Origin of the sequence: Mesorhizobium sp. M1322, assembly GCF_040318085.1 — a bacterium.
Classification (GTDB): domain Bacteria; phylum Pseudomonadota; class Alphaproteobacteria; order Rhizobiales; family Rhizobiaceae; genus Mesorhizobium.
In genome coordinates this window covers 102,187-114,391 of sequence record NZ_JAMYLP010000008.1, presented here as the reverse complement: position 1 = coordinate 114,391, position 12,205 = coordinate 102,187, and the positions used below count along the sequence as shown (strand labels likewise).

Genomic DNA, 12,205 nt, shown 5'->3' with positions numbered 1-12,205 from the left:
CATGGAGCGGCATCCTACTGCCCTACTGCCCTACTGCCCTACTGCCCTACTGCCCTACAGCCCTACTGCCCTACTGCCCTACTGCCCTACTAACCCGCCAGATGACATTGCCGACGTCGTCGGCGACGAGCAGTGCGCCGGTCCGATCGATGGCAACGCCGACCGGACGGCCCATCGCCTTGCCATCACGCCCGATAAAGCCAGCGAGCACATCCTTCGGGGGACCGCTCGGTTTACCATCGCGGAACGGCACGAAGATCACCTTATAACCGCTGAACACGCTTCTGTTCCACGAGCCGTGCTGGCCGACGAAGGCGCCGTTGCGGTAGGCTGGGCCGAGCGACGCGCCTTTGGAGAAAGTCAGTCCCAGCGAGGCGGTATGGGAACCCAGCGCGTAGTCGGGCTTGACCGCCCTCGCCACGAGGTCGGGGCGCTGCGGCTTGACGCGTTCGTCGATGTTCTGCCCGAAATAGCTGTAGGGCCAGCCGTAGAAAGCGCCGTCACGAACCGAGGTCATATAATCCGGGACGAGATCGTCGCCGATCTCGTCACGCTCGTTCACGGCGACCCAAAGCTCGCCAGTTTCAGGGTTCCAGGACAGCCCGTTCGGGTTGCGCAGCCCTGACGCGAAGACCCGGGTGCGGCGGGTCGGCTGGTCCACTTCAAGGACGGCGGCGCGGTTCTTCTCCGCGGCCATGCCGTTTTCTCCAACGTTGCTGTTGGAGCCGACGGTGACATAGAGCTTGCGTCCATCCGAGCTTGCGATCACGTCCTTGGTCCAGTGATGATTGAGATCTCCGGCCGGCAAGTCGACGATCTTTTCCGGCGGCGTTGTGACTCGGGTCTGGCCGTTGGAGTAGGAGAAAGCGACAAGGGCGTCGGTATTCGCGACGTAGAGCTTGCCATTGGACAGCGTCATACCGAAGGGTGAATTGAGGCCTTCCGCGAACGTCCTGCGCACGTCCGCAACGCCGTCGTCATTAGTGTCGCGCAGGAGCGTGATGCGGTTGGCGCTTTTGGTCGCAGCGCCGGCGCGCTTCATAGCCAGGTCCATGAACACCTTTCTAAGGCTGAAGCCTTCGTCATGCTTGGCCGGGGCATTGGTTTCGGCAACCAGCACGTCGCCGTTCGGAAGCACGTGCAGCCAGCGCGGATGGTCGAGGCCGGTGGCGAAGGCGTTCACCGTCAGCCCCTTAGCCGGGGTCGGCATCCCACCTTTCCGCCAGCCTGTCGCCTCGGCGATGTTGACGGTCGGTATCAGCGTCGGCCTTGGTTTCGGTAAAGTGGGGTTGGGGCCATAGCCGATTATTGGCCCCGTTTTCTGCGCTGAAACGCCAGCGCAGCTCGCCATCAGGGTTCCCAATACGGCTATGAGTACGTTTCGTGGGAGACCGGCATGCATCGGACGTCCTCCGCATGGATTTGCCTCGTGCTCTTTGTGCAAACGCGAGTCAACGACGTATTATTCCAAACTGGCTCCAAACAACGGCGTTGGTAGGCGGCCTCGGATGACCGTCAAAACCGTCACACGAAACCGGTTCGCCCGTGCTGGTAATCACAGTCTGGTCGCCGCCGCAGGGCTGCGTTTTCGAGAGACTGGCGACGCGACCATGATGGCCAAGCTGACGACGCAGTCGAACCAGTTGCTCTACATGCTATCGGTAATGACCGCGGTGCTGTTGCCGATGACGATCATCTCAGGCCTGTTCGGCAATGAATGTCGGCGGGCTGCCGCTGGTCGACACGCCGATCGGCTTCTGGGTGGCGTCGGCGATATCGCTGGTTGTCGCGGCGGTTGTCTACCTGTTCGTCAGGCGGCTGGGGCGCGGGATGTAGCGGCAATCGTTACACGGTTGCGCGAAGATCCTCGATGACAGTGCCGGCGGCGCGCACCTCCGCTTCGTGGGCTGGCTCGCGCCACGTCTCTGCAAGGGCTGCCGCGTACCATTCGCGCATCGCCGGCAGAGCCAGCAATCGCGTCGGATAGGTAGCAGCTGCGCCCTCGAAGGATAGTCCGTAGGACTGAACCCTAAACGCCACCGGGGCAAAGAAGGCGTCGACGGCGGTGAAGTGGTCGCCGGCCAGGAATGGCCCACCGAAGCTGGCAAGGCCGTCGTTCCAGAGGTCACCGAGGCGGAAGAGGTCGTGCTTCAGCGCATCGGACATCGGCACCGGCGCGACGCGGACACCGCAATTCATCGGACAGGAGCCGCGCAAGGCGGTGAAGCTCGAATGCATTTCGGCCGCTGCCGACCGCGCCCAGGCTCTCGCCTTCGCGTCGGCAGGCCAGACGCCGGTGTGGTGCTCGGCCAGATATTCGGCGATAGCGAGCGAATCCCAAACCGCCCAGCCGTCGTCGATCAGGCAAGGTACGCGGCCGCTGGGCGAGAACGGCCGGTAGAGGCTCCAGCTCGATCCGGTCGGAAACGGTATCAGCCGCTCCTCGAAGGAGACGTCCAATGTCCGCATCAGCACCCAGGGCCGCAGCGACCACGAGGAATAATTCTTGTTTGCTATGTGCAGCACGTACATCGAAAATCCCTCGCCCTAACGCACTGTCGGCCGGATCTCGCGGCCGCGAAACATCGACCAGGAATAGATCGCCAGCGCGGTCCAGATCAGGCCGAAGGCGATGGCCTGGGTGCTGCCGAAGGGTTCGTCGAAAATCAGCACTGCGATCAGGAACACAATGGTCGGCGCGATATACTGCATGATGCCGATGGTGGAGAGGCGCAACAACTTGGCCCCAAAGGCAAACAGCAGCAGCGGTATGGCGGTGACCGGGCCGCAGCCGATCAGCAATGCGGTATCGTTCAGGGAACTGGAGACGAAATGGTCCTGCCCTGTGACGATGAGGAAGATGATGTAACCGAGCGCCGGCACCGACAGCAACAGCACCTCGAGCAAAAAGCCCTGGCTGGGACCGATTGGCAGCGTCTTGCGGAAGAAGGCGTAGGCGGCAAAGGAAAACGCCAGCACCAGCGACACCCAAGGCAGCTTGCCGGCGTCGATCGTCAGCACCGCGACCGCGATGGCCGCCAGCACCACCGCCGCGATCTGCAGCCGGTCGAGCCGTTCGCCGAGCAGCAGCGCGCCGACAACGACGCTGACAAGTGGGTTGATATAGTAGCCAAGCGCGGTTTCGATGGTACGGTTGACCGCAATCGCCCAGACATAGATGCCCCAATTGACTGAAATCAGCGCCGCCGTCAGCGCCGCCATAGAAATGACGCGCGGCGAACGCAACGCTGCTTTGAAATCCGCCGTGCGGCCGGCCCAGATCAAAACGGCCGCCGCGATCGGCACCGACCAGACGATGCGGTGCGCGATGACTTCGACCAGCGGCAGATGTGCTACCGCCTTCATGTAGAAGGGCAGCAGCCCCCACAGGAGATAGGCGCCCAGCGCCAGCAAGAAGCCGCGCCGGGCCTTTGAGTCTGCTTCGAGCTGAATTGCTTGCGTGGCCATGGCCCAACGCTATGCGCCAGCGGCGGTGCCAAGACCATCGCAAAGTTCTGATGGATCAATGGACTTTTGCTGATGGTTCAAGTGGCTGGCCAGCGTTTCCACCGTATTCATTTGTAAACGCGAAGCTCGCGCGTCACTAGGCTTCGTCGGGTGCTGGCACCAGCTCCGTGAATTCCGCTTCAGTGGTGTCGTGACGAAAGCCTGTTACGCATTCTGCCACCTGGAGCGGAGTGTCTGCGATAAAGTCTATCTCGGCAGCACCTGCGTCCTCGCGATCTTGGTCGGCGAAACGCGCGCCTCGGATCTCGTCGAAACAGGACGGAAGGTTTCCCGTCACTTCAAGATTGCGTGCGCCATCCGCGCTGGTGTGTCGTATACTCCAGACTTCGTGCCCATCACGCCACTGCTCGGCCCATTGCAGCATGACCGTATCGATATTGTGAACGACGACCACATCCCTGCCAGCCGAAAGGCTGGCCATATGCTTCCCGTCCACCAGATCCATGTTCACATCGTCAAAAATGACGACTGACCAATTTTTTCCGACCACGGCGCCATTATAGGCAAAATCAAAAACCTCGTCCGTCTCTCCGGTCTGGGCCAGACCAAAGACCAATGCCGCGTTTGCAAGCGGGAGATCGTGAAATGCAATCCAACTTATTGAAAGCCCATTCTTCACTCCGCCGCAACCAGCCCGGCCATCTCTCGGTTCTTCATCAGCTTGTAGACGATCGAATCCATCAGCGCCTGGAACGAAGCGTCGATGATGTTTTCCGACACGCCGACCGTCCACCAGCGGGCGCCGGTGCTGTCATGCGATTCAATCAGCACGCGGGTGATCGCCTCGGTGCCGCCATTGAGGATACGCACCTTGAAGTCGGCAAGCTCGAGGTCGGCGATCTCGTTCTGGAATTTTCCGAGATCTTTGCGCAGCGCTATGTCGAGCGCATTGACCGGGCCGTGCCCTTCCGCCACCGACATTTTCTCCTCGCCGTCGACCAGCACCTTGACGATCGCCTCAGAGACCGTCTTCACTTGGCCGTTGGCGTCGAAGCGGCGCTCGACCATGCAGCGGAACGAGGTGACGCTAAAGAATTCCGGCAGACCGTGCAGCATCTTGCGCGCCAGCAGCTCGAAGCTGGCGTCGGCGCCTTCATAGGCATAGCCATCGGCCTCGCGTTCCTTGACCACTGATATCAGCGCGTCGAGCCGGTGGTCGTCTTTCGGCATGTCGATGCCGCGCCTTTTCAACTCGGCGAGGAAATTGGCTTTGCCGCCCTGGTCCGAGACCATGACGCGGCGGCGGTTGCCGACCGCTTCCGGCGGCACATGCTCGTAGGTGGCCGGCTCCTTGGCCAGCGCCGAGGCATGAATGCCGGCCTTTGTGGCGAAGGCGGAAGCGCCGACATAGGGCGCCTGCGCCTCCGGCGCGCGGTTCAGCAATTCGTCGAAGGCGCGGGACAGGCGCGATATCCCAGCCAATGCTTCGGCCGAGATGCCTGTCTCGAAGCGGTTCGAAAAGGCCGGCTTCAGCGCCAGCGTCGGCACGATCGAGATCAGATTGGCGTTGCCGCAGCGCTCGCCGATGCCGTTCAGCGTGCCCTGGATCTGGCGCGCGCCGGCCTCGACGGCGGCCAGCGAATTCGCCACCGCCTGGCCGGTGTCGTCATGGGCATGGATGCCGAGATGGTCTCCGGGAATGCCTGAGGCGATGACCTTCTCGACGATGGCGCGCACTTCCGACGGCTGCGTGCCACCATTGGTGTCGCACAGCACCACCCAGCGCGCGCCGGCGTCATAGGCGGTCCTGGCGCAGGCGAGCGCATAATCGGGATTGGCCTTGAAGCCGTCGAAGAAATGCTCGCAGTCGACCAGTGCTTCCTTCCCGGCGCCAACCGCCGCCTCGACCGAGGCTTTGATCGCCTCGAGGTTTTCCTCGTTGGTGCAGCCCAGCGCGACGCGGACATGGTAGTCCCAGCTCTTGGCGACAAAGCAGATGGCGTCGGACTTCGACTGGACCAGTGCGGCAAGGCCTGGATCGTTCGAGGTCGACACCCCTGCCCGCTTGGTCATGCCGAAGGCGACGAATTTGGCACTGGCCGTGCGGTGCTCGTCGAAGAAAGCGGTGTCGGTCGGGTTGGCGCCGGGATAGCCGCCCTCGACATAGTCGACGCCGAACTCGTCGAGCAGCCCGGCGATGGCGATCTTGTCCTCGACGGAAAAGTCGATGCCCGGGGTCTGCTGGCCATCACGCAGTGTCGTGTCGAAGAGATAGAGGCGTTCGCGGCCCATGATCATTTCCCCGCAAACCGATCCGTCGCCCGGATCAGCCGGTCGAGGATGCCCGGTTCCGAATAGGCATGACCGGCGCCCTCGATCAGATGGAAGTCCGCCTTCGGCCACGCCTTGTGCAGCGCCCAGGCGTAGCGCGCCGGGCACGGCATGTCATAGCGGCCGTGGATGATGGTGCCGGGGATGTCCTTCAGCTTGAAGGCATCACGCAGCAGTTGTCCTTCCTCCAGCCAGCCGGCATGGACGAAATAATGGTTCTCGATGCGGGCGAAGGCCACTGCGTAGTCGTCTTCGCCAAACGGGCTGCTGGTTTCCGGATCGGGCAACAGCGTGATCGTCTCGCCTTCCCACAGGCTCCAGGCGCGGGCGGCCTCGACCTGTGCGTTGCGGTCGCTGCCGACCAGCCGCTTGCGATAGGCGGCCATCATGTCGCCGCGCTCGGCCTCGGGGATCGGCGCCAGGAAGCGCTCCCATTTGTCGGGGAACATTTCCGAGACGCCGAACTGGTAATACCATTCGAGTTCCGCGCGCGTCAGCGTGTAGATGCCACGCACAACCAATTCGCTGACCCGCTCGGGGTGCGTCTCGGCATAGGCCAGCGCCAAGGTCGAGCCCCACGAGCCGCCGAACACCAGCCATTTGTCGAAGCCGCACATGTCGCGCAGGCGCTCGATGTCGGCGACCAGATGCCAGGTGGTGTTGGCCTCGAGCGAGGCGTTGGGCGTCGACTTCCCGCAGCCGCGCTGGTCGAACAGGATGACATCGTAAAGCTTCGGATCGAACAGCCGCCGGTGCTTCGGGGAAATCGTGCCACCCGGTCCGCCATGCAGGAATACGGCCGGCTTGGCACCCCTGGTGCCGGAACGCTCCCAGTAGACCTGATGGCCGTCGCCGACATCCAGCATGCCGGACTCGTAGGCCTCTATCTCCGGATAGAGGGTGCGCAGTTCACTGCTCATAATTTCAGGCCCTGCTGCGGCCAATTGGCCGTCTCGTGATCCGGATGCTGGAAGGAGATGATCGATTCCTGCCGGGTGTAGTAGTCGGGATCGTCATGGACCGGCGCGTCGAAGATCTTCTCCACCCATGGCAGCCGGGCGGCGTAGTTGATCTGGATCTGCGTTGCGAGGTCGGAGCGATCGTCAAAAGCGCCGATGGCGATTTCGAGCCCGCCGGGCTGCCGATAGGTCAGTGGCGTGCCGCAGCGGGCGCAGAAGCCGCGATCGATGTTGACCGACGACTGGAAATAACTCGGCTCCTCGCGCACCCATTCGACGCCGTCCTTCGGCACCGTCACCAGCGCGCCGAAGAAGGAACCGAACTGTTTCTGGCACATGCGGCAATGGCAGATGGACGGGCGTCCAAGCGCCCCACGAATGCGAAAACGTACGGCGCCGCACTGGCAGCCGCCGGTTCGAACGGTTTCAGTCATGATCTTTCCTCCGGCGGCCATTGTTCGGTGTCGTGGTCGGGGTGTTGGTAAGAGATGAGATCGGCGAGATAGGAGGCCGACGAAATATCGGCCATCGTGTCCTCGCCGGGCAATTCGTGGATGTGATCGACATAGGGGAGTTTTGCTTCGGTGCCCCACTGGATGGTCGGCGCGATCTCCTCCGCATGGTCGAAGGCCGCGACGGTAAGCGCGATGCCATCGGGCGCCTCGAAGGTCAGCGGCGTGCCGCAATCGGCGCAAAAACCACGCCAAGCGGCGTTGGAGGAGCGGAAGCGTTTGGGCTCGCCGCGCGTCCAGTCGAGTTTTGCGCCGCGCACGGACACCAGCGGCAGGTAGAAATTGCCGCTTGCCTTCTGGCACATGCGGCAATGGCAGACGGAGGCGTCGCCCAGCGCGCCTTCGACACGGAAACGCACGGCGCCGCACTGGCAGCCGCCTGTATAGACCGGTCTGTTGTCTAGGCTCATCGTTTCACTCCGGGGCATGGCAGACGGCTTCGACATTGTTGCCGTCGGGGTCGAAGACGAAGGCGCCGTAATAGTTCGCGTGATAGTGCGGGCGCAGGCCCGGCCCGCCATTGTCCTTGCCGCCGGCAGCGATGGCGGCTGCGTAGAAGGCATCGACCTCGGCGCGGTTGCGCGCGGTGAAGGCAACGTGCTGGCGGTCTTTCGGCTTGTCCTTGCCGGCATGCAGCCAGAACACCGGCCGGTCGCGACCATAGCCGCCAACCTTGGCACCGCCGGTGTATTCCTGCGGCACCATGTAGAGCAGTGAGGCACCGAGCGGCGCCATCGCCTTGTCGTAAAAAGCTTTCGACACGTCGAAATCGGAAACGGTGATGCCAAGATGGTCGATCATGGAACTACCTCCCTTGCTGGTTCGCCGGCCGGCATTTCGGCAGCGGCCAGGCCGGCTTCGATCACTATGTGCTGGCAGACATTGTCGATGTCGCGAATGACGTCGTCGTTCCAGAAGCGCAGGATGGTCCAGCCGCTGCTCTTCAAATTGGTGCTGCGTGTTGCATCGCGCTCGGCGTGTTCAGTTTCCGCGTGCTGGGAGCCATCAACCTCAACGACCAAGCGGTGCGTCGGACAGGCAAAATCAACAATGTAAGGTCCGATCGGCACCTGCCGGCGAAAGCTCAGCCCCATCAGTCGATGGGCGCGAAGCTCGTTCCAAAGTCTCAACTCGGCGTCGGTCATCACATGACGCATGGACTTTGCGTTCTTGCGCTGACGCGGCGGAACGAGATCGTGACCCATCAGGCACCCGAGTCTTCGTGATTGGCGAAAGCGTCGATGAGAGCCGATCTCCCCCCTTGCGGGGGAGATGCCCGGCAGGGCAGAGGGGGGTGCTGTCCCTCCAGCCTATCAACGAATTGCTGCCATGCCCTCAAGCTGGTCCGGGGTTGCGAATGGGTAACGTCGAAAGTTGGTGATCCTTCCCACCCCCCTCTGTCCTGCCGGACATCTCCCCCGCAAGGGGGGAGATCGGCCATCACAAAAGCCGTCGCCAGCCTTGCATACATTTCGACCTCCACCCTCACCGCTTTACCTCCCAGGTGGTGATGCGGGTGCCGGAGACGGGGTCCTTGCCGTCCTTCAACTGGATTCCCTGCGCCAGCAATTCGTCGCGGATGCGGTCGGCCTCGGCCCAATTTCCAGCGGCGATCAGTGCAAGCCGTTTGGTGATCGCCTTGGCGATGGCGTCTTCATCAACCTTGGCCGGCGCGACGTCGAAGCCGAGGAACAACAGTGCCGCCTTCAGCGAAGCGGCAGCATCGTTGCCCGCTGCGGCAGCGTTGCCGCCAGCAGCAGCACTGAAATCCACAGCCTCGCCGGCCAACTGCGTCAGCACCTGGAACGCAGAATAGGTTGCGAGATCGTCCGACAGGGCTTCCACCACTTCCACCGGCAATTGCTTTGCCGCCGCCGGTGCCAGATCCGCCGCCCGCTTCCATTTGCGCAGCGTGTTTTCCGCCTCTTCCAGCTTGCGCACGGAAAAGTCGATCGGCTCGCGATAATGCGTCATCAGCATCGCCAGCCTGAGCACCTCGCCCGGCCATTTGCGGCCGCCAAAGGTATCTGTCTCCAGCAACTCGTTGATCGAGTAGAAGTTGCCCAGGCTCTTGGACATCTTCTGCCCCTCGACCTGCAGGAAGCCGTTGTGCATCCATACCTTGGCCATCACGTCAGTGCCGTGGGCGCAGCGCGACTGGGCGATCTCGTTTTCGTGATGCGGGAAGATCAGGTCGAGCCCGCCGCCATGGATGTCGAAGACCTCGCCGAGATAGGCGGCCGACATCGCCGAGCACTCGATGTGCCAGCCCGGCCGGCCTCTGCCCCACGGGCTTTCCCAGCCCGGCTCTTCCGGCGAGGACAGCTTCCACAGCACAAAATCGCCAGGGTTCTTCTTGTGGGGATCGACGGCGACGCGAGCGCCGGCCTGCTGTTCGTCGAGATTGCGCTTCGACAATTGGCCGTAGTCCGGCATCGAGGCCGTGTCGAACAGAACTTCGCCTGCCGCAACATAAGCATGGCGGCGTTCGATCAACCGTTGAATCAAGGAGATCATGTCGACTTTGCCATCGGCGCGCGGCTCGACGAATTCAGTGGCGCGTGGCTCGACCGTCGGCTCCAGGCAACCGAGCGTCGCCACATCCTTGTGGAACTGGTCGGCGGTCTTTTCTGTGACCCGACGGATCGCCTCGTTCAGCGACAGTTTTCCCGAGGCAATCTCGCCGCCGAAATCACGCAAGGCGCGGGCGTTGATCTTGTCGTCGACATCCGTGATGTTGCGCACATAGGTGACATGCGCGTGCCCGTAGAGATGGCGCAGCAGGCGGAACAGCACGTCGAAGACGATCACCGGCCGCGCATTGCCGATATGGGCAAAGTCGTAGACCGTCGGGCCGCAGACATACATGCGCACATTGCGCGGATGGATCGGGAAGAAATCCTCCTTGGTCCGCGTCAGCGTGTTGTAGAGGCGCAGGCCCTTCGATGCGTCAGACATTCGTGCCTTCCCGGTGCGTTACCTTTTGGTTGGGGCCACTTGCGCTGAGACGCAAATCAGGCACCAGCCTGCTGGCCGGGGCGTTTGTCCACTCTAGAAGGAAGATAGGCGAAAACGTCCGGACCAGCGCGAAGCTAGCCAATAATGCAAATGCCACAAATGGCGAAAGACGTTCTCATGAGCGGCTTTATCGCCTCAGCCAGTGTTGCCGTCAAGTCGCAACTTTCGGCAAAAGAGTCGCTGGATCACAGGTAATGACGCGGTGAAACATTTTATTAAACATGTCGGCACAGTCATGAAACATTCGCCGGCTAGATCACCAGATGTCACGATTTGGTCGGATTCGACTAGCAAACGCGGACACGAAGATGTTACCAGGGAAGAGAAAAATGCCCCGAACCAAGCAGGACCCCAGCAGCGACAAGCAACCGGCGCTCGCCAGCCAATACCGGGCGATCGGCCCGGCCGCGATCGTCGCCGCCCTTCTCCACACAGCGAAGAAGAAAAAGCCGGTGCAGAAGATCATATCGCCGCGCGCTGCCTGATGTGACGTGCGGCCGGCCGGTCGCCAGCAGTGGGGCGCCGGCAATGAAGGCGCTGAAGCGCCCCAGGAAATAGCAGCTACTGCTAAAACCCAGCTACTGCTAAAACAAGGTCATCTGACTGTCGTCCGCGCCGGGCTTCTGGCGCCTGGCCTTCTCGGGCGCCGGCCCCACGATGCCCCTTTCCTGAATCTCCGGTCCGGTGTTGGCGACTGTGTTGACGAGGTCGGAAACCGGGATAGCCTCGAAGAAATCGAGCTGAGCCGGTCTGAGCAGGTCAGCCACGTCGCGCGGCTCCAGCGTGCGGCAATCCAGCCAGCGGGCGAAGTCCTGCGGATTTATCACCACTGGCATCCGGTCATGGATATGAGCGATGCCAGCATTGGCGTTGACGGTCAGGATAGCGCCAGTGTCCATTTCCGAACCGCCCGGCTCGGCATAAGTCTCGATCAGCCCGGCGAAGGCGACAAGCCCGCCATGCTTCGGCCGCACCCAATAGGGCTGTCCCCTCTTGCCGCCTGGCTCTTTGCGGTTCGTTTGGCGCCATTCGTAGAAGCCGGAAGCCGGCACCAAAGCGCGGCGATGGCGCATGGCGGTACGAAACGAGGCCTTTTCCGTTGCTCCCTCCGATCGGGCGTTGAACAGCAGCGGAAACTCACGCGTGTCCTTCACCCAGGTCGGGATCAGCCCCCAGCGCACCAGCATCGGCTGCCGATCGGGCAGGTTCGAGCCTGGCGCCTGCGGCAAGCCTGCAATCGCCATCAGGACCGGCTGCGTCGGCGCGATATTGTAGCGGGCTGGAAAATCCTCCAGCTCCGCCAGACCGAGAAAAGCGGCAGTCTGGTCCGGCGTGGCGGTCAAGGCAAAGCGTCCGCACATAAACTAAAACTCGTTGAATTGGTCGGATGCGAAGGTGGCGATGGAACCGGCGTTGCGCAACCGTTAATGCTTCTTCACGCCGGACCGGTCCACAACCGGCTGCAGCAAATGACGATCGGAGATCCATGGACGAGATGCGTAAGATACTCCCGGCTGTCTCGGTCGCCATTGTCCGCGGCGACACGGTGCTGCTGGTCAAGCGGGCGCGGCAGCCTTCGCAGGGATTTTACGCGTTTCCGGGCGGGAAGGTCGAGGCCGGCGAAACGCTGGAGGAAGCCGCACAACGCGAATTGCTGGAAGAAACCGGATTGGAGGCGCACAACTACCGCCCCCTTCGGGAAATCCATATTGACGGCAACAGCGACGGGCACCCGGTCGACTATCTGCTGACGGTGTTCGGCGCCACCTATGCCGGCGGCGACCCTGTGGCCAGCGACGACGCCGAGACCGCCGCCTTCTATACGCTCAGCGAAATGACGGCGCTGCCGCTTGCCGCTTCGGTGTTTGCCATTGCCGACGAATTGCTCAGGAATGCGGGGGCGTAGTCTCCAAAATC

At 62.3% G+C, this 12,205-nt stretch carries 15 protein-coding genes and 1 pseudogene; 4 read left to right on the top strand and 12 right to left on the bottom strand.

From position 1 onward, the window contains the following. Window positions 1-70: 70 nt before the first annotated feature. Window positions 71-1,402 (bottom strand): PQQ-dependent sugar dehydrogenase, encoded by a 1,332-nt coding sequence (locus NKH12_RS05455; protein ID WP_352952181.1) that lies wholly within the window; start codon window positions 1,400-1,402, stop codon window positions 71-73. Here NKH12_RS05455 and NKH12_RS05450 point away from each other — a divergent pair. Together NKH12_RS05450 and NKH12_RS05445 are read left to right on the top strand one after the other, a co-directional pair. Continuing rightward, window positions 1,371-1,664 (top strand): annotated as a pseudogene (locus tag NKH12_RS05450) (hypothetical protein); the annotation flags it as partial. The gene NKH12_RS05455 and the pseudogene NKH12_RS05450 sit on opposite strands and share 32 nt — an antisense overlap. A 49-nt stretch (window positions 1,665-1,713) precedes the next feature. Beyond that, a complete protein-coding gene (locus tag NKH12_RS05445) occupies window positions 1,714-1,836 on the top strand; it encodes a hypothetical protein (RefSeq protein ID WP_352952188.1) in 123 nt (40 codons plus the stop codon). Between the two features lie 9 nt (window positions 1,837-1,845). On the opposite strand, the gene NKH12_RS05440 is transcribed toward NKH12_RS05445, so the two are convergent. From NKH12_RS05440 to cysS, 10 genes are all read right to left on the bottom strand, one after another. Next, a complete protein-coding gene (locus tag NKH12_RS05440) occupies window positions 1,846-2,532 on the bottom strand; it encodes a glutathione S-transferase family protein (RefSeq protein ID WP_352952180.1) in 687 nt (228 codons plus the stop codon). A gap of 15 nt (window positions 2,533-2,547) precedes the next feature. Then, window positions 2,548-3,468 carry an EamA family transporter RarD gene (gene rarD / locus NKH12_RS05435; RefSeq protein ID WP_352952179.1) on the bottom strand — a complete coding sequence of 307 codons (921 nt, stop codon included), beginning with the start codon at window positions 3,466-3,468 and terminating at the stop codon, window positions 2,548-2,550. Window positions 3,469-3,604: 136 nt separating this feature from the next. After that, window positions 3,605-4,147, bottom strand: coding sequence for a hypothetical protein (locus NKH12_RS05430; RefSeq protein WP_352952178.1), 543 nt, complete (start codon window positions 4,145-4,147; stop codon window positions 3,605-3,607). Beyond that, window positions 4,144-5,760 (bottom strand): citramalate synthase, encoded by a 1,617-nt coding sequence (gene cimA, locus NKH12_RS05425; RefSeq protein ID WP_352952177.1) that lies wholly within the window; start codon window positions 5,758-5,760, stop codon window positions 4,144-4,146. The genes NKH12_RS05430 and cimA overlap by 4 nt, the downstream gene beginning before the upstream one ends. A gap of 2 nt (window positions 5,761-5,762) precedes the next feature. Continuing rightward, window positions 5,763-6,719: a prolyl aminopeptidase gene (gene pip / locus NKH12_RS05420; protein ID WP_352952176.1), complete on the bottom strand. Its 957-nt coding sequence runs from the start codon at window positions 6,717-6,719 to the stop codon at window positions 5,763-5,765. After that, entirely contained in the window at window positions 6,716-7,192 is a 477-nt protein-coding gene (locus NKH12_RS05415; RefSeq protein WP_352952175.1) for a GFA family protein, read from the bottom strand. The genes pip and NKH12_RS05415 overlap by 4 nt, the downstream gene beginning before the upstream one ends. Further along, a complete protein-coding gene (locus tag NKH12_RS05410) occupies window positions 7,189-7,680 on the bottom strand; it encodes a GFA family protein (protein WP_352952174.1) in 492 nt (163 codons plus the stop codon). The genes NKH12_RS05415 and NKH12_RS05410 overlap by 4 nt, the downstream gene beginning before the upstream one ends. A 4-nt stretch (window positions 7,681-7,684) precedes the next feature. Beyond that, the gene (locus tag NKH12_RS05405) at window positions 7,685-8,071 is read right to left on the bottom strand and encodes a VOC family protein (RefSeq protein ID WP_352952173.1); all 387 of its coding nucleotides are present in this window, start codon (window positions 8,069-8,071) and stop codon (window positions 7,685-7,687) included. Next, window positions 8,068-8,475: an endonuclease domain-containing protein gene (locus NKH12_RS05400; RefSeq protein WP_352952172.1), complete on the bottom strand. Its 408-nt coding sequence runs from the start codon at window positions 8,473-8,475 to the stop codon at window positions 8,068-8,070. Before NKH12_RS05400 ends, NKH12_RS05405 begins: the two co-directional genes overlap by 4 nt. A 280-nt stretch (window positions 8,476-8,755) precedes the next feature. Beyond that, window positions 8,756-10,228 carry a cysteine--tRNA ligase gene (gene cysS, locus NKH12_RS05395; RefSeq protein ID WP_352952171.1) on the bottom strand — a complete coding sequence of 491 codons (1,473 nt, stop codon included), beginning with the start codon at window positions 10,226-10,228 and terminating at the stop codon, window positions 8,756-8,758. 389 nt (window positions 10,229-10,617) lie between these two features. Here cysS and NKH12_RS05390 point away from each other — a divergent pair, with 389 nt between their 5' ends. Beyond that, window positions 10,618-10,773 carry a hypothetical protein gene (locus NKH12_RS05390; protein WP_352952170.1) on the top strand — a complete coding sequence of 52 codons (156 nt, stop codon included), beginning with the start codon at window positions 10,618-10,620 and terminating at the stop codon, window positions 10,771-10,773. Window positions 10,774-10,872: 99 nt separating this feature from the next. On the opposite strand, the gene NKH12_RS05385 is transcribed toward NKH12_RS05390, so the two are convergent. Beyond that, on the bottom strand, window positions 10,873-11,649 hold the full coding sequence (locus tag NKH12_RS05385; protein WP_352952169.1) for an SOS response-associated peptidase: 777 nt from the start codon (window positions 11,647-11,649) through the stop codon (window positions 10,873-10,875). Window positions 11,650-11,774: 125 nt separating this feature from the next. On the opposite strand from NKH12_RS05385, the gene NKH12_RS05380 reads away from it, so the two are divergent. Beyond that, complete coding sequence (locus NKH12_RS05380) at window positions 11,775-12,194, top strand: NUDIX hydrolase (protein WP_352952168.1); 420 nt, start codon at window positions 11,775-11,777, stop codon at window positions 12,192-12,194. Window positions 12,195-12,205 lie beyond the last annotated feature (11 nt).